This window comes from Bacillus sp. SRB3LM (genome assembly GCF_015712745.1).
Taxonomy (GTDB): Bacteria; Bacillota; Bacilli; order Bacillales; family Bacillaceae_G; genus Bacillus_A; species Bacillus_A thuringiensis_K.
This window is the reverse complement of record NZ_VWVQ01000006.1, coordinates 1-16,579: the sequence shown is the minus strand read 5'-3', so window position 1 is coordinate 16,579 and position 16,579 is coordinate 1. Positions and strand designations below refer to the sequence as shown.

Below are 16,579 nucleotides of genomic sequence, written 5' to 3'. Positions count from 1 at the left end.
ACAGGTGATTTATTTTACACCTGTAGCACTTGTTACTTCTTATGAATTTAAAGTTGTACTTTCTCTCATTTCCATATATCGTTCCAATTTCCTCTTTACTCGTTGTAAAGCGTTATCAATAGATTTCACATGCCTGTTTAACTGTTCTGAAATCTCTTGATAAGAACGACCATCTAAATATAAAGAAAGCACTTTCCTTTCTAAATCGCTTAATAATTCAGATATTTTTGATTCTATGTCTGTATATTCTTCCTGGCTAATGATCATCTCTTCAGGATCAGTCACCTTTGCTTCAGAAATAACATCCAATAATGTTCGATCAGATTCCTCATCGTAAATCGGCTTATCTAAAGACACATACGAATTTAAAGGAATATGTTTTTGTCTTGTTGCCGTTTTAATAGCGGTAATAATTTGTCGAGTGATACATAGTTCAGCAAATGCTTTGAATGAAGACAGCTTGTCCTCTTTATAATCACGAATTGCTTTAAACAACCCTATCATACCTTCTTGAACAATGTCTTCTCGATCGGCACCCACTAAAAAGTAAGATCTTGATTTCGCACGAACAAAGTTCTTATACTTGTGAATTAAATATTCTAGAGCGTCAGTATTACCTTTTCGAACTAACTCAACGATTGCCTCATCCTCTAAATCACGAAATGTAACGTCGCCTATACTTACGAAGCCTGCTTCCACCTTGATCCCTCCGACCGCTATTTATTTAGCAATATTATACAGTAAAAAGATAAAGAGCGTCAATGCTTCAACGCTCTCCTCTTCTTAATTTTTCTAATTTTTCTGTAATATCTTTACTAAATATCTTTCGCATGGCGGGCTGCTGTTCTTTCGTGTCTTTTGTACGCCTTCTTACTTGTTGTTCCATCGCTTGTACTTCCAACTCTAATTCACGCGCAGATTTTCGAAGGGCACCTTGCCCAAATATAACCCATTGTTCTGTATAATCAGAAGTCGCAACATATATTTGTGTATTTATATTTCTAAGCTCTATTGCAAGTTGCTCTATCTTTTCGTCTGCAGTTTGATTCTTTCGTGTGAATATGACTTCTACACGAGATTGTTTCATCTTTTTTTCAATACCATGGACTGTATAGGCATCAAAGACTATCATCACTTTTGTGCCTGTATACCCTTGATAATCCGCCATCTTATCAATAAGCGCATCTCTTGATGATTGTAAATCTACATCCCGCAGTTTCTTCAAATCTCCCCAAGCTCCGATAATGTTGTAACCGTCAACGATTAAAATATCGTTCATTTTTTATTTACCAATTTCGTGACGTTTACGATATACCTCATACATTAACAAACTTGCGGCTACTGAAGCATTTAAGGATGTAACTTTCCCCACCATCGGTAGAGTGATTAGGAAATCACATTTTTCACCAATAATACGACTCATACCTTTTCCTTCACTACCAATTACTAATCCAATCGGCATTGTACCATCTAAATTACGGTAATCCGTTTTCCCTTTGGCATCTGTACCAGCAATCCAAAGTCCACGCTCTTTTAATTCATCAATTGTACGAGATAAGTTTGTTACGCGCGCAACAGGAATGTATTCAATCGCTCCTGTTGATGCTTTCGCAACTGATGCTGTAAGTCCCACAGCTCTTCTCTTCGGAATAATAATTCCATGAGCTCCTGTTGCATCAGCAGTACGCATAATAGAACCTAGGTTATGCGGATCTTCAATCTCATCTAAAATTAAGAAGAATGGATCTTCATTACGTTTTTCTGCCACTTTGAATAAATCTTCTAACTCTGCATACTGATATGCAGCTACTTGAGCAATTACACCTTGATGATTACCCTCAACTAATTGATCTAACTTTTTCTTTGGTGCATGTTGTAAAATAATCTTATTTTCTTTCGCTAACGCTAGTACAATTTGTACTTGTCCTTTGGCAGCACCTTCTGCGATCCAAATTTTATTAATATCTCTCCCTGATCTTAACGCTTCAATTACAGGGTTACGTCCGATAATATATTCACTAGTCATGATGATGTGCCCCCTTCCTTTTCTTCTAAAACTGCAATTGCCTTATATACAATTTCATCTAATCTTTCACGATTATTTAATAAATGATGATAACCAATTAGTGCTTCAAAGGCTGTACTATGTCGATATGTTTGTACATCCGTATTTTTCGGAACTGTACCTGAATTTGCATTACGCCCTCTTCTTAATACCGCCTCTTCTTCCTCTGTCAAAAATGCCGTCTCTAATAAATGATAAACAACTTTCGCCTGTGCTTTTGCTGAAACAAAGCTCGTCCCTAAGCGATGTAATTGATTAGGGCGAACTTTTCCTTTTTGAAGGAGGTGATAGCGGATATATTGTTCATATACCGCATCACCCATATACGCTAACGCCAAGCTGTTTAATTGCTTTGCATCAATCATCCTTATCCTCTTTTCCATCTTGTACCTTGAGCGGTATCTTCTAAAATAATATTACGTTCTTTTAAATCGTCACGAATTTGATCAGACAATGCGAAATCGCGATTTTTACGAGCTTCAATGCGCTTTTGGATAAGCTCTTCAATTTCTTCATCCAGTAATTCTTCTTTTGATAATTCTAATCCTAAAATATCAAATAACGTTTCCAGTTGTTTTACGTATGCTTCAATTACAACTTTAGATGTATGCTCTTCAAGTAAATATTGATTTGCATGATTTGCTACGTTGTATAATTCGGTAATTGCATTTGCAGTGTTAAAGTCATCATTCATTGCCTCTTCAAATGCAGTCTGGAATTTCTCTATTTCAGCTAACCATTTCTCATTATGGTCCGTTAAATCCGTACTACTCTCCATACGATGCTTTAAGTTTCCATAAGCTGTTTTAATTCTTTCCAGTCCATTATTCGTACTTTGTAATAACTCTTCACTAAAGTTAATCGGGTGACGATAGTGTACTGATAACATAAAGAATCTAATTAACTGCGGGTCGTATTGCTTAATAATATCGTGAACTAAAATAAAGTTACCAAGCGATTTAGACATCTTCTCATTGTTAATATTAATATATCCATTATGCATCCAGTAACGTGCAAACGTTTTTCCAGTCAATGCCTCTGACTGCGCAATTTCATTTTCATGATGTGGGAACGCCAAGTCTTGACCACCAGCATGAATGTCAATTGTATCCCCTAAGTACTTACGCGCCATTGCTGAGCATTCAATATGCCATCCTGGACGTCCTTGCCCCCAAGGGCTTTCCCAGAAGATTTCTCCTTCTTTCGCAGCTTTCCATAAAGCAAAATCAAGAGGGTCTTGTTTCTTTTCCCCTACCTCAATACGAGCACCGTGACGTAAATCTGCGATTGGTTGATGTGATAATTTACCGTAACCTTCGAATTCCTTCGTCTTAAAGTACACATCACCCTCTGATTCATATGCATACCCTTTATTCACAAGTTCTTGAATAAATTCAATAATGATATCCATATTTTCTGTTACACGAGGATGAACTGTTGCGTGTTTGCAACCTAGTGCTGTTACATCTTCAAAGTACGCTTCAACAAAACGATCAGCAATTGTCGGTACATCTTCACCTAATTCATTTGCCGCTTTAATTAATTTATCATCTACATCCGTAAAGTTAGATACATATTGCACATCGTATCCTTTGTATTCTAAATAACGACGCACTGTATCGAATACCATAGGAGGTCTTGCATTCCCAATATGAATGTAGTTATAAACTGTAGGTCCACATACATACATCTTTACCTTATTTTCTTCTAATGGAATAAACTCTTCTTTTTGACGTGTTAACGTATTATAAATGTGAATAGTCATTTTTATCCTTCCTTTCTACCTTTAATTCCAATTGTTTCTTCAATTTATCAATTTCTACTTCCATAGCCTTTAATTTATCAAAAATCGGATCTGGAAGGTCAGAGTGATTTAATTCTTGACCAATCTTTACTCCATTTTGAATAACGACACGGCCAGGTATACCTACAACTGTAGAATGTGCAGGAACTTCTTTTAATACGACAGACCCTGCTCCGATTTTAGAATTCTCTCCCACAGTAATAGACCCAAGAACTTTAGCACCCGTCGCAATTAATACATTATCCTGAATTGTTGGGTGCCTCTTCCCTTTTTCTTTTCCTGTACCACCTAATGTAACCCCTTGATAAATCGTTACATTATCACCAATTTCACAAGTTTCTCCAATTACAACTCCCATTCCATGATCTATGAAAAAGCGTCGACCAATAGTTGCTCCTGGATGGATCTCAATGCCAGTAAAAAAGCGGCTCACTTGTGAAACAAAACGTGCAAGAAAGAAAAAATTTCTTTTATAAAAAGCATGTGCAATTCGATGGGCCCAAACTGCATGTAATCCAGAGTAAGTTAAAATGACTTCGAAATAACCTCTTGCCGCTGGATCCTGTTCAAAAACGACTTCAATATCTTCCCGAAGCCTCTTAAACATCGGTGTTCCCTCCCCTTTATGGGCTGCTTTTTTGTCGAACGAACTAACTCCCCTAACTCATCACTTCTCCTCTAATTCTTTATATAAGGAGATAAATTCTATATTCATACCTATTTACACGGTATAAAAAAAAGGCGTCTCTGTCATATTGACAGAGACGCCTTTTAAGCGCGGTTCCACTCTGTTTAGGCTTAAAAAAGCCTCAAACTCATCCATGATAACGGTGTACACCGCTTCTGCTTACTTTGCGGCCTAAGACATCCCACGAAGCAATTCGCTGTTCAGCAGAAGACTCGAAGGGGCATTTCAAAAATCCGCTTATAAACCACTCCCAGCCTAAAGGTGGTTCTCTCTGTAAAAAGCCTGATTTTCTACTTCTCCTTCTCGTCGCTTTTCCTTATTAGGTTTTAGGTATACTTATTATATTTCTAAATCTAGAAAATGTTAACCAATTACTTTTTGAAGACGATTTAAAACTTTTTCTTTTCCAAGAAGTGCAATAGCATTCGGAAGCTCTGGACCATGCGTTTGTCCTGTAGTTGCAACACGGATTGGCATAAATAAATTTTTACCTTTATGTCCTGTTTCCTTTTGAACTGCTTTAATCGCTGCCTTAATTGCTGCTGGCTCCATTGCTTCTAGAGCTTCTATTTGACCAGCAAATGCACGAAGTACTTCAGGTACTTGTTCACCATTTAATACTTCTTGTCCTTCTTCTTCATAATCAACATGATCTTTAAAGAACATTTCAGAAAGCTCTACAATTTCAGCTCCAAAACTCATTTGTTCATGGTATAAAGCAATTACATCACGAATCCAAGCTTGGTCTTGTTCGCTTAAAGTTTCTCCCACACGTCCAGCTTTCACTAAATGCGGTAAGCTTAACTCTACAACCGTATCTAAATCTTGCTTTTTCATATACTGGTTGTTCATCCATTTTAGTTTTTGAGAATCAAATAATGCAGGTGATTTTGATAAACGAGCTGCATCGAACATTTTGATAAACTCATCTTTAGAGAAGATTTCTTCTTCTCCTACCGGAGACCAACCTAGTAGTGCAATAAAGTTAAAGATTGCTTCTGGAAGATACCCAAGCTCTTTATATTGCTCAATAAATTGAATAATAGATTCATCACGCTTACTTAACTTTTTACGACTTTCATTAACAATTAGAGTCATATGACCGAATTGTGGAATATCCCAGCCGAAAGCTTCATAAATCATCATTTGTTTCGGTGTATTTGAAATATGATCATCACCACGAAGTACATGTGTAATTTCCATTAGATGATCATCTACTGCTACTGCAAAGTTATAAGTTGGAATTCCATCTTTTTTCACAATAACAAAATCACCGAAATCATTTGAATGGAACGCAACTTCATCTTTTACAATATCTTTGAATGTGTAGTCACGATCAGCTGGTACACGGAAGCGAATACTTGGAATACGTCCCTCAGCTTCAAATTCTTTCACTTGTTCTGCAGTTAATTCACGGTGGTTACCTGCGTAACGAGGTGTTTCACCGCGAGCGATTTGTCCTTCACGCTCTGCTTCAAGCTCTTCTTCTGTCATATAACATTTATAAGCTAAACCACGCTCTAATAAATCTTCATATAATTTTTTATAAATATCTAAACGCTCTGTTTGGCGATATGGTCCAAATTCACCACCAACATCAACACCTTCATCCCAGTCCATACCGAGCCATTTCAAGTATTTTAATTGGCTTTCTTCTCCACCAGCCACGTTACGTTTTACATCAGTATCTTCAATACGAATAATAAACTTGCCATCTAAATGACGAGCAAATAAATAATTAAATAATGCCGTACGCGCATTTCCGATATGTAAGTGTCCTGTTGGACTTGGCGCGTAGCGTACTCTCACTTGCTTTTCCATAATTGGTACACCTTCCATTCTTAATGTCAACACATTCTATAATTGTACACCAAAAAAATGTGATTATCCATCTTACGAATTAAAAACCATTATTTTTTCTGTAATAAAACAACTGCTTGAGAAGCAATCCCTTCTTCTCTACCTGTAAATCCTAATTTTTCTGTTGTTGTTGCCTTTACATTAATGTTATCGATAGACGTTTCTAACAGTTCACTAATGCGCTTACGCATGCTCTCAATATGTGGTGCCATTTTTGGTTTTTGAGCAATAATTGTACAATCTAAATTTCCTAACTCATAACCTTGTTCACGTACAAATTCCCAAACTTTTTGTAACAATACAGCTGAATCTGCATCTTTAAAAGCTGGGTCTGTATCAGGAAAATGCTTTCCGATATCTCCTGCTGCAATCGCACCTAAACATGCATCAGCAATCGTATGTAACAATACATCTGCATCTGAATGACCGATTAATCCTTTCTCGTGTGGAATTGTAATTCCACCGATAATCAACGGGCGCCCTTCCGCAAATTCATGTACATCAAAACCTTGTCCAATTCGAAACATCCTTACTTCCTCCTTAAGCTAAACTACTGAGCTTTATGACTCTATATTATATCGCTATCCTTATAAAGAAAAGCCCGGCTGTTGCCGAGCTTTTCTTTATTAACACATCATCAACGTTATTTCTTCTGAACACGTAGGAAACTTTCAGCAATTAATAGATCTTCCGGAGTCGTCACTTTAATATTATAGTAACTCCCCTCTACTACACCTACTTGCTTCCCAACACGTTCTACGAGACTTGCATCATCTGTGCCAAGAAAACAACTTTGCTTTGCGCTTCTATGAGCTTCTAGCAAAAGAGAAACAGAGAATCCTTGTGGTGTTTGTACAGCGTTAAGTTGAGATCGCTCTACCGTTTCTACAACAACACCCCGCTCTACTTTCTTAACAGTATCTTTTACTGGCACTGCACAAATGGAAGCTCCATATTTTTCTGCTGCAGTTAATACATCGCGAATCACTTTATTCGTTACGAACGGGCGCGCCCCGTCATGCACAAGAACATATTCGACACCACTCGCATACTGAAGTGCGTTATATACGCTATCTTGTCTTTCGGCTCCACCCTGAATAAATTGTACGTGCTTTTCAATCTGGTACTTCTGCATTAACTCTTCAAAATACGGGCGTTCCTCTTCGTTAATTGCCATAATAATACTTTTGCACGCTTTATCTTTTTCAAAAGCACGCAATGTGTGCACAATAATTGGTACTTCATCTATAAGTAAAAATAACTTATTTTTACCAGCACCCATTCGTTTTCCTTGGCCCGCTGCCGGAATAATTAATGTATACATATTAATAATCCTCTACTTATAATGCTTTTTCTAGCAATTTACGTTTTGCGAAAATCATACGACCAGCCGATGTTTGTAATACGCTAGTAACAAGTACGTCAAGTTGTGAACCCACATACTCTCTACCATCTTCTACTACAATCATCGTACCATCATCTAAGTATGCAACACCTTGATTTTGTTCTTTACCATCTTTCACAACATAAACACTTAATTCTTCACCAGGGAGTACGACTGGTTTAATCGCATTAGCTAAATCATTAATGTTTAACACCGTAACCCCTTGTAATTCAGAAACTTTGTTTAAATTGAAATCGTTTGTTACTACAGTTCCACCAGTGATTTTTGCCAACTTTACAAGCTTGCTATCTACTTCTTGGATATCATCGAAATCGCCTTCATAAATTTCTACCGGAATTGGCATCTCCTTTTGAATACGATTTAAAATGTCTAGTCCTCTGCGGCCACGATTACGCTTTAAAGCATCTGAAGAATCGGCAATATGCTGAAGCTCTTCTAATACGAATTGCGGAATGACAATTGTTCCTTCTAAAAACTTTGTTTGGCAAATATCTGCAATACGTCCGTCAATAATTACACTCGTATCGAGAATTTTCCAATGAGTCGTAGATTTTTCCGCTTCGACCTCTACCTCTTCATTCTCACTATTGTTTTTCTTCTTACCTCCGCGTTGGGGTAATGTAAATAATCCTAGCAATTCATTCCTCTTTTTAAATCCTACTTGGAATCCTAAATATCCAAGTAAAAGGGTGAAGAACACTTGCAACACCGTACTAATAACTGGAATTGTAAATTCACGAATTGGTATCAAAATTAAATATGCAACAATAAGACCAGAGATTAATCCTAATGTACCAAATAAAACATCTGCTACAGGCGCCTTTACAAGAGCCTCTTCAATATGCTTAATAAGTTGAACAATATAATCTACAAGCCAAAATGTTGTTAAAAATAAAATAATTGCACCAATAATTGCACGAACATACGATCCTTCCAACAAAGGAACCGCACCGATATCTAATACATTAATAATTTTTGGGATTAAGTAAATCCCTAACGCTCCCCCGATTACTAAAAAGAAGAGCTGTACAATCCGTTTTAACATCCAACCACCTCCTACTCATTATTAACCATTGTTTCGCTAATCAAAACGCCGAATGCAAAAGCGGACGTGTTTTTTTGTAAATAGTTTTATTTACCAATATATCATATCATATACCAAAAATGTTCTAGTGTCGTTATATTATAGAATCAATGTAATATTCTTAATTGTGTCTACTCATATAGAGATGCTCTTGAATTCTTTTTAGACCTTCTCGTATTTTCTTCGCTCTCACTTCTCCAATTCCTTCCACATCATCCAATTCATTAATAGTTGCTCGGCAAACACCTTGCAATGTTTTAAATCGATTAATTAAATTCTCTATAATAAGTGGCGGAACACGAGAAATCTTGCTTGTAATTCGATACCCTCTAGGTGTCACACTTTCTTCTAAACTTGTTTGTCCTGGATAGCCAAGTAATTTAACTAAATCACTATCCTCTAAAAGTTGTGTATTTGCAAGATCTTGTAACTTTTTCAAGATTTGATGATGGTCTTGTGTTTTCTCCTGGTGATAATCTTTAATTAACAATGCTGCCTCTGCCTCTAAATCAGCTAGTAATTCTGTAAGCTGTAAACGAATTAACCTACCTTCTGTTCCTAACTCATGAATATAGCTCAATATTTCATTTTTTATACGCAGCACCATTTCAACACTATGTAAAACGTGAACCACCTCGGACATTGTAACGACCTCTTCAAATTCTAGAATACCCAAATTCGTAATGCCGTCATTCCATACAGCCTTATATTTTTCTAGCGTTTGAATTGCTTGATTTGCTTTTGTTAAAATGACACCTATATCTTTTAATGTATAACGTAAGTTCCCTTGATATAGCGTAATTACATTACGTCTTTGTGAAATGGCCACAACAAGGCTGCCCGTCTGCTTTGCTACACGCTCTGCTGTTCGGTGACGCATACCTGTTTCAATAGAATCAATAGATGAATCCGGAACTAACTGTGCGTTTGCAATTAAAATTTTACTTCCAGTTTCATTTAAAATAAGTGCTCCATCCATTTTTGCTAATTCATATAAACTAGCAGGAGAGAATGCGCAATTAATATGAAAACCACCATCAACAATGCTTTTAATCTGCTCATTATACCCAAGAACAATTAGTCCCCCTGTTTGTGCGCGAAGTACATTATCTATCCCTTCGCGCAGTGGTGTTCCCGGGGCCACGAGCTGTAAAATATTAATTATACTTTTGACACGTTGCTTGTTTTCTTCCATAGCCTAGCCTCCTAATGTCAAACGAAGCGCTTCTCCTAAATTAGAAACACCTACAACCTCAATCCCCTCTGGAATTGTCCACCCCCCTAAATTTTTTCTAGGAATGATAGCACGTTGAAATCCTAATTTAGCTGCTTCTTGTACACGTTGTTCGATTCTTGATACTCTTCTTATTTCTCCAGTTAATCCAACTTCTCCTATTACCGCATCAGTTGGTGCCGTAGATTTATCTCTAAAACTTGAAGCTATACTTAAGGCAACAGCTAAATCAATTGCCGGTTCGTCTAATTTCAAACCACCTGCTACTTTTAAATACGCATCTTGATTTTGTAATAGTAAACCTGTTCTTTTCTCTAGTACCGCCATAATAAGCGAGACACGATTATGATCAATTCCTGTCGCCATTCTTCGAGGGTTTCCAAAACTAGTAGGGGAAATTAATGCCTGTATTTCTACTAAAACTGGTCTTGTTCCTTCCATTGAGGCAACTACTGTTGAACCTGCAACTCCAACTGGTCTTTCCTCAAGGAAAATCTCAGAAGGATTTAAGACTTCTGCAAGGCCAAGTTCTTTCATTTCAAAGATACCCATTTCATTCGTAGAACCAAAACGATTCTTTACAGCTCGTAAAATACGATATGTATGGTGTCGATCTCCTTCAAAGTAAAGAACTGCATCGACCATATGTTCTAGCATACGCGGTCCCGCAATTGCACCTTCTTTTGTCACATGCCCTACGATGAAAATTGGGATTCCCTTTGTTTTTGCAAGTTTCATTAATTCTGCTGTACATTCACGTACTTGCGCCACACTACCAGGAGCTGATGTCACCTCAGGTAAATGTATCGTTTGAATAGAATCAATAACAACAAAAGCAGGATTCATCTCTTCAATATGTGCTGCAATACGCTGTAAATCTGTCTCTGATACAACAAATAGATTACTACCATTTACATGTAAACGATCTGCACGAAGTTTAATCTGCTTTGCTGACTCCTCACCTGATATATACAATACATCATATGAAGCATCTGCTAATTGCGAGGAAATCTGTAATAATAACGTTGATTTTCCAATCCCAGGGTCCCCACCAATAAGTACTAAAGATCCATCTACAATTCCGCCACCTAGTACACGGTTAAACTCCTGAAATTTTGTTTCAATACGTGCCTCAGACTTTGTTTCTACTTCTGTAAGACGTCTTGGTTTTGTTACTTCTGTTTGAATTGCATTTGCATAATTTAGGCGTCTGGATGATACAACTGGTTCCATCTCTTCAACAAGCGAATTCCATTGACCACACCCTGGACATTTACCCATATATTTTGGTGATTGATAACCACACTCTTGACATGTGAATTTTGTTTTCTTTTTAGCCATATCTTTTTATATTTCACTTCGCTTTCATCTATAAACATTTGACCTTCTCGTACAAGAAAGAGGGCTATCTCGTAGCCCTCTTAGTTTGTCTATACTTATTTTACCTTTTCAGCACTATGAATGACAAATGTTTCCCCTTCTACATCAAAGATAACTTTTTGTCCTTTCTCAATAGCACCTTTTAAAAGTTCTTCCGATAGTCTATCCTCTACATGCTTCTGAATTGCTCTACGTAGTGGACGAGCACCATATTCACGATCAAACCCTTTATCAGCAATAGCTGCAATCGCCCCTTCTGTTAATTGCAATTCAATTTCTTGTTCTTTTAAGCGATTCACTAACTGATTTACCATAAGAGTCACAATTTCTTGAATATGTTTTTTCTCAAGCATATGGAATACGATAATTTCATCAATACGGTTTAAGAATTCTGGACGAAATGCCTTTTTCAGCTCATCCATTACTTTACCTTTCATATCCGAATAATCACGGCTTTCATCTTGTACGTTAAATCCAAGATGTTTGTTACGTTTTAACGCCTCAGCACCAACGTTAGACGTCATAATAACAATCGTATTACGGAAGTCAACTGTACGTCCTTTAGAATCAGTTAAACGACCATCTTCCAATACCTGTAGTAAAATATTAAATACATCAGGATGCGCCTTCTCTACTTCATCTAATAGGACAACTGAATACGGCTTACGACGAACCTTCTCTGTTAATTGTCCGCCTTCTTCATACCCAACATATCCTGGAGGAGAACCAACTAAGCGAGAAGTTGAATGTTTCTCCATATACTCAGACATATCAATGCGAATCATTGCATCCTCATCACCGAACATAGATTCTGCCAATGCTCTTGCTAATTCTGTTTTACCTACACCTGTTGGTCCTAAGAAAATAAATGAACCAATTGGACGTTTCGGATCTTTCAGTCCTGCTCTTGCACGACGAACAGCTTTCGCTACAGCCACTACCGCTTCATCCTGGCCGATGACACGATCATGAAGAATGGATTCTAAGTTTAATAATTTATCAGTCTCTGTTTGTGCAAGTTTAGAAACAGGGATACGTGTCCATGTAGAAACGACATTTGCAATATCTTCTACCGTAACCTCTGAATTTTCTTTTCCTTGTTGTTCTTTCCACTGACGCTTTGTATCTTCCAATTTCTCACGTAAGCGTTGTTCCATATCACGTAAGGAAGCAGCCTTTTCAAACTCTTGACTTTGTACAGCCGCATCTTTTTCTTTTCGAATTTCCTCAAGCTTCACTTCAAGCTCTTTTAAGTTTGGTGGTGTTGTATAAGAACGTAAGCGAACCTTTGAAGCAGCTTCATCAATTAAATCAATTGCTTTATCTGGTAAGAAACGATCCGTAATATAACGATCGGAAAGTTTCACAGCTGCATCAATTGCATCATCTGTAATAGACACACGGTGATGGGCCTCATAACGATCGCGTAAACCTTTCAAGATTTGAGTTGATTCTTCTAGACTCGGCTCATCAACATGAATTGGCTGGAAACGTCTCTCTAAAGCTGCATCCTTTTCAATATATTTACGATACTCATCTAAAGTTGTCGCACCAATACATTGTAATTCTCCGCGTGCTAAAGATGGTTTTAAAATATTTGATGCATCGATTGCACCTTCTGCTCCACCTGCACCGATTAATGTATGAAGTTCATCAATAAATAGAATAATATTCCCTGCTTGACGTATTTCATCCATTACTTTCTTTAAACGATCTTCAAACTCACCACGATATTTCGTCCCAGCTACCACTGTTCCCATATCTAGTGTCATAACACGCTTATCTCTTAACGTTTCAGGAACTTCATTATTTACGATTTGCTGTGCTAACCCTTCAGCAATTGCTGTTTTACCTACACCAGGCTCTCCAATTAACACTGGATTGTTTTTTGTTCTACGGCTTAACACTTCAATTACACGTTGAATTTCTTTACTACGTCCAATAACAGGATCCAAACGATTCTCACGTGCAACAACTGTTAAGTCGCGCGCTAAACTGTCTAGTGTCGGTGTATTTGCATTTGTCGATGAACCACCTTGGTGACCTGAACTTGCTTCGTTACTTCCAAGAAGTTGTAACACTTGTTGTCTTGCTTTATTGAGGCTTACACCTAAATTATTTAATACACGTGCCGCTACACCTTCACCTTCACGGATTAAGCCAAGTAAAATATGTTCTGTTCCAACGTAAGAATGTCCTAGCTTACGCGCTTCATCCATAGACAATTCAATAACTTTTTTAGCACGAGGTGTATAATGTACAGTTTGAGAAGCTTCTGTTCCACGTCCAATTAACGCTTCTACCTCTTTTTGCACTTTCTCCGGGCTCAATCCAAGAGCAATTAACGCTTTTGCTGCAATTCCTTCACCTTCGCGTACAAGCCCAAGTAAAATATGTTCTGTTCCAATGTTATTATGCCCAATGCGAATTGCTTCCTCTTGAGATAAAGCTAATACTTTCTGTGCTCTTTCTGTAAATCTTCCAAACATCATAGAAATCGCCTCCTACTTGCGCTTAGTTTTTTTCAATACGTAATCGCTCACGGATTAAGGTTGCTCTTCGATAATCTCTTTCTTCTGGTCCTAAAGGTCCTCCTGCATATTGTTGTAAAATACCAGGTTGCGTAAGAACCATTAGCTCAGTCAAAATATTTCTCGATATACCTTTTATATATCCTAGATCAATACCGAGTCGTACATCCGATAAGCAAGTTGCCGCTTCTGCAGATTGAATTAAACGACTGTTTGCTAGTATACCGTAAGAACGATAAACCTTATCTTCAAGCTCAATACTCGAATTTTGTACAATTAATTCTCTGGCCAATTTTTCTTGTTGTATGATTTGCTGCATGACACTCTTTAAATCTGCAATAATATCTTCTTCGGATTTCCCTAGCGTCATTTGATTTGATACTTGAAATATATTACCTAACGCTTCGCTACCTTCACCGTATATTCCTCTTACTACTAAACCTAATTTTTGAATTACTTGTATAATACGGCTAATTCTTTTTGTTAAAACCAGCCCTGGTAAATGAATCATTACAGAAGCTCTTAATCCTGTACCAACGTTAGTAGGACAACTCGTAATATATCCAAGTGATTCATCAAAAGCATATTCAACCTCTTTTTCAATCCAATTATCTATTTGATTGGCGCTTTGAAGCGCCTTTGATAACTGTAGTCCTGGAAATAGGCACTGAATCCTAATGTGGTCTTCCTCATTAAGCATCACACTAATGTGTTCGCTTTCTGATAACAGACATGCTCCATATTCAGTCCCTGCTAGATTTGGACTAATTAAATGCTTTTCAACTAAAACTCTCCTTTGAAGAGGAGTTAATTCATTCATTTTTAATAGTCCAAACTTCCCAAAGGGCTCTACCGCTTTATTTATAAATTTCTTTTTAAATAATTCTTGAACCTTTTGAGCTTCCTCTTCGTTTTGCATAGTAGAAAATTGATATTGCTTAAAATTACGAGCCAAACGAATTCGACTACTTAAAACAATATCAGAATCAGGGCCATCCCCCTTCATCCATGGACTAATCGCTTCATTCATAATTTTGTCCAGTGACATAGAACTACTCCCCCTCTCTATGCTCACTAAGCTGAGTTTCAAGCCCTCGAATTTCATCTCTTACCTCAGCAGCTTTCTCAAACTCCTCATTCTGTACATATTGTTTCAGAATAAGTTTTAGTTCATCTAATTCTTTCTTTAAGTGGATATTTCCTTCCATTCGTTCCGGAATTTTTCCACAATGTTCTGTATGTCCACCATGAAGTCGCTTTAACAATGGGTTTAAGTGTCCTTTAAATGTATCGTAACAAGAAGCACAACCAAAGCGTCCCACCTTTGTAAAATGTTCATATGTCATCTTACAACCTGGACATCTTACTGTATTTGTATTTGAAAACCCGTTTTTTCCTTCTCCAAACATTGTTGATTCACCGTGTAATAAACCAGCAAATACATCATGAAATGAAAAGTTAGACTGTGATGATTGAAAGAAAGACGTATAGCCACTTTGCTCTGCACATTGCTCACAAAGATGAACTTCCGCCTTCTTCTCGTTGATTACTTTTGTATAATGTAAAGTTGCTGGTCTTATATTACAGTTTTGACAAGTCATCAATATCCCCACCTTTACAACAGGAACGATCTACCTCATGATACTTTTCATACATTACTAGATTGTCCTCTTTCCTTAATCCATTTAGATAAAAGTACATGCTCTTTTTCAAAACTTCTACAATATTTAACTGCCCTATCTTAATTATCATTCTTTTACAAAAGCTGTATTTATTTATATTTCAGTGTTCTTAACATTGCGCATAATATTCGAGCCCTAAGTTCATCTCGAGAAGGAATATCCATTGATAATACAGAACGATCTAGTACACTTAACATTAGTTTTGCTTCACGGCCTGTTATAATTCCCTCTTCTAATAAACGTATAATCATACTCTCTGCATTCCCTTGTGCAACGCTATGATCAATCATATGAAGCATTTGATCAATAATGTCTATATCATCATGCAGTTTGACTTTTATAATGCGAATGTAACCTCCTCCACCACGTTTACTTTCTACTACAAATCCTCTTTCTAATGTAAAACGGGTATTGATTACATAATTGATTTGAGATGGTACGCACTCGAAGCGATCCGCAATCTCATTTCTTTTGATTTCAATCACATTATTATTACTTAAGTCAATAACTTGCTTTAGATATTGCTCAATGATATCAGATATATTTCTCATTTATCCGCCACCTTTATTGACTTTGACTATCTTTGACTTTAATTATATACGTATTAATAAAATTTGCAACTCTTTTGCTTATTCACTATCCTAGCCACATTCCCCTGCATTTAATCAAAATAGTAATTATTTAAGCACATTTTTTTAATTACTATGGATTATAAAAGAAAATACGAAAAAACACGAGTCATTTGACTCGTGTTTAGTTGCTTGGCGACGTCCTACTCTCACAGGGACAAGGTCCCAACTACCATCGGCGCTAGAGAGCTTAACTTCCGTGTTCGGTATGGGAACG

Annotated in this window: 16 protein-coding genes, 1 rRNA gene and 1 other annotated feature; all 17 genes read right to left on the bottom strand. The window is 37.1% G+C overall.

The window, feature by feature from the left end:
* Nucleotides 1-39 precede the first annotated feature (39 nt).
* The gene (locus F3I02_RS04375) at nt 40-699 is read right to left on the bottom strand and encodes an RNA polymerase factor sigma-70 (RefSeq protein ID WP_000387193.1); all 660 of its coding nucleotides are present in this window, start codon (nt 697-699) and stop codon (nt 40-42) included.
* A gap of 67 nt (nt 700-766) precedes the next feature.
* On the bottom strand, nt 767-1,279 hold the full coding sequence (locus F3I02_RS04370; protein WP_000997886.1) for an NYN domain-containing protein: 513 nt from the start codon (nt 1,277-1,279) through the stop codon (nt 767-769).
* A gap of 3 nt (nt 1,280-1,282) precedes the next feature.
* Nucleotides 1,283-2,026 (bottom strand): 23S rRNA (guanosine(2251)-2'-O)-methyltransferase RlmB, encoded by a 744-nt coding sequence (gene rlmB, locus F3I02_RS04365; RefSeq protein ID WP_000200237.1) that lies wholly within the window; start codon nt 2,024-2,026, stop codon nt 1,283-1,285.
* On the bottom strand, nt 2,023-2,430 hold the full coding sequence (locus F3I02_RS04360; RefSeq protein WP_000564261.1) for a Mini-ribonuclease 3: 408 nt from the start codon (nt 2,428-2,430) through the stop codon (nt 2,023-2,025). The genes rlmB and F3I02_RS04360 overlap by 4 nt, the downstream gene beginning before the upstream one ends.
* Nucleotides 2,431-2,432: 2 nt before the next feature.
* On the bottom strand, nt 2,433-3,830 hold the full coding sequence (cysS, locus tag F3I02_RS04355; protein WP_000152251.1) for a cysteine--tRNA ligase: 1,398 nt from the start codon (nt 3,828-3,830) through the stop codon (nt 2,433-2,435).
* A complete protein-coding gene (cysE, locus tag F3I02_RS04350; RefSeq protein ID WP_000476496.1) occupies nt 3,811-4,476 on the bottom strand; it encodes a serine O-acetyltransferase in 666 nt (221 codons plus the stop codon). The genes cysS and cysE overlap by 20 nt, the downstream gene beginning before the upstream one ends.
* A gap of 150 nt (nt 4,477-4,626) precedes the next feature.
* Nucleotides 4,627-4,873, bottom strand: a binding site (T-box leader).
* Nucleotides 4,874-4,920: 47 nt separating this feature from the next.
* Nucleotides 4,921-6,378 (bottom strand): glutamate--tRNA ligase, encoded by a 1,458-nt coding sequence (gene gltX / locus F3I02_RS04345; RefSeq protein WP_000415142.1) that lies wholly within the window; start codon nt 6,376-6,378, stop codon nt 4,921-4,923.
* Nucleotides 6,379-6,467: 89 nt separating this feature from the next.
* On the bottom strand, nt 6,468-6,944 hold the full coding sequence (gene ispF / locus F3I02_RS04340; RefSeq protein ID WP_000488386.1) for a 2-C-methyl-D-erythritol 2,4-cyclodiphosphate synthase: 477 nt from the start codon (nt 6,942-6,944) through the stop codon (nt 6,468-6,470).
* 116 nt (nt 6,945-7,060) lie between these two features.
* Nucleotides 7,061-7,741, bottom strand: coding sequence for a 2-C-methyl-D-erythritol 4-phosphate cytidylyltransferase (gene ispD / locus F3I02_RS04335; RefSeq protein ID WP_000288285.1), 681 nt, complete (start codon nt 7,739-7,741; stop codon nt 7,061-7,063).
* A gap of 16 nt (nt 7,742-7,757) precedes the next feature.
* Complete coding sequence (locus F3I02_RS04330) at nt 7,758-8,867, bottom strand: PIN/TRAM domain-containing protein (protein WP_000919677.1); 1,110 nt, start codon at nt 8,865-8,867, stop codon at nt 7,758-7,760.
* Nucleotides 8,868-9,027: 160 nt separating this feature from the next.
* A complete protein-coding gene (gene disA, locus F3I02_RS04325; RefSeq protein ID WP_000392158.1) occupies nt 9,028-10,101 on the bottom strand; it encodes a DNA integrity scanning diadenylate cyclase DisA in 1,074 nt (357 codons plus the stop codon).
* 3 nt (nt 10,102-10,104) lie between these two features.
* On the bottom strand, nt 10,105-11,481 hold the full coding sequence (gene radA, locus F3I02_RS04320; protein ID WP_001085202.1) for a DNA repair protein RadA: 1,377 nt from the start codon (nt 11,479-11,481) through the stop codon (nt 10,105-10,107).
* A 95-nt stretch (nt 11,482-11,576) separates the two neighbouring features.
* A complete protein-coding gene (gene clpC / locus F3I02_RS04315) occupies nt 11,577-14,012 on the bottom strand; it encodes an ATP-dependent protease ATP-binding subunit ClpC (RefSeq protein ID WP_000971184.1) in 2,436 nt (811 codons plus the stop codon).
* Between the two features lie 22 nt (nt 14,013-14,034).
* Nucleotides 14,035-15,099 carry a protein-arginine kinase McsB gene (gene mcsB, locus F3I02_RS04310; RefSeq protein WP_000050842.1) on the bottom strand — a complete coding sequence of 355 codons (1,065 nt, stop codon included), beginning with the start codon at nt 15,097-15,099 and terminating at the stop codon, nt 14,035-14,037.
* 4 nt (nt 15,100-15,103) lie between these two features.
* The gene (gene mcsA / locus F3I02_RS04305; RefSeq protein ID WP_000128402.1) at nt 15,104-15,652 is read right to left on the bottom strand and encodes a protein-arginine kinase activator protein McsA; all 549 of its coding nucleotides are present in this window, start codon (nt 15,650-15,652) and stop codon (nt 15,104-15,106) included.
* Nucleotides 15,653-15,822: 170 nt separating this feature from the next.
* Nucleotides 15,823-16,284 (bottom strand): transcriptional regulator CtsR, encoded by a 462-nt coding sequence (gene ctsR, locus F3I02_RS04300; protein ID WP_001244565.1) that lies wholly within the window; start codon nt 16,282-16,284, stop codon nt 15,823-15,825.
* A gap of 208 nt (nt 16,285-16,492) precedes the next feature.
* Nucleotides 16,493-16,579: ribosomal RNA gene (gene rrf, locus F3I02_RS04295) — 5S ribosomal RNA — on the bottom strand; the annotation flags it as partial.

Excerpts from the sequence above, each read along its gene's own strand:
- F3I02_RS04370 (WP_000997886.1), bottom strand. The coding sequence starts at position 1,279 with ATGAACGATATTTTAATCGTTGACGGTTACAACATTATCGGAGCTTGG.
- rlmB (WP_000200237.1), bottom strand. The coding sequence starts at position 2,026 with ATGACTAGTGAATATATTATCGGACGTAACCCTGTAATTGAAGCGTTA.
- F3I02_RS04360 (WP_000564261.1), bottom strand. The coding sequence starts at position 2,430 with ATGATTGATGCAAAGCAATTAAACAGCTTGGCGTTAGCGTATATGGGT.
- cysS (WP_000152251.1), bottom strand. The coding sequence starts at position 3,830 with ATGACTATTCACATTTATAATACGTTAACACGTCAAAAAGAAGAGTTT.
- cysE (WP_000476496.1), bottom strand. The coding sequence starts at position 4,476 with ATGTTTAAGAGGCTTCGGGAAGATATTGAAGTCGTTTTTGAACAGGAT.
- gltX (WP_000415142.1), bottom strand. The coding sequence starts at position 6,378 with ATGGAAAAGCAAGTGAGAGTACGCTACGCGCCAAGTCCAACAGGACAC.
- ispF (WP_000488386.1), bottom strand. The coding sequence starts at position 6,944 with ATGTTTCGAATTGGACAAGGTTTTGATGTACATGAATTTGCGGAAGGG.
- ispD (WP_000288285.1), bottom strand. The coding sequence starts at position 7,741 with ATGTATACATTAATTATTCCGGCAGCGGGCCAAGGAAAACGAATGGGT.
- F3I02_RS04330 (WP_000919677.1), bottom strand. The coding sequence starts at position 8,867 with ATGTTAAAACGGATTGTACAGCTCTTCTTTTTAGTAATCGGGGGAGCG.
- disA (WP_000392158.1), bottom strand. The coding sequence starts at position 10,101 with ATGGAAGAAAACAAGCAACGTGTCAAAAGTATAATTAATATTTTACAG.
- radA (WP_001085202.1), bottom strand. The coding sequence starts at position 11,481 with ATGGCTAAAAAGAAAACAAAATTCACATGTCAAGAGTGTGGTTATCAA.
- clpC (WP_000971184.1), bottom strand. The coding sequence starts at position 14,012 with ATGATGTTTGGAAGATTTACAGAAAGAGCACAGAAAGTATTAGCTTTA.
- mcsB (WP_000050842.1), bottom strand. The coding sequence starts at position 15,099 with ATGTCACTGGACAAAATTATGAATGAAGCGATTAGTCCATGGATGAAG.
- mcsA (WP_000128402.1), bottom strand. The coding sequence starts at position 15,652 with ATGACTTGTCAAAACTGTAATATAAGACCAGCAACTTTACATTATACA.
- ctsR (WP_001244565.1), bottom strand. The coding sequence starts at position 16,284 with ATGAGAAATATATCTGATATCATTGAGCAATATCTAAAGCAAGTTATT.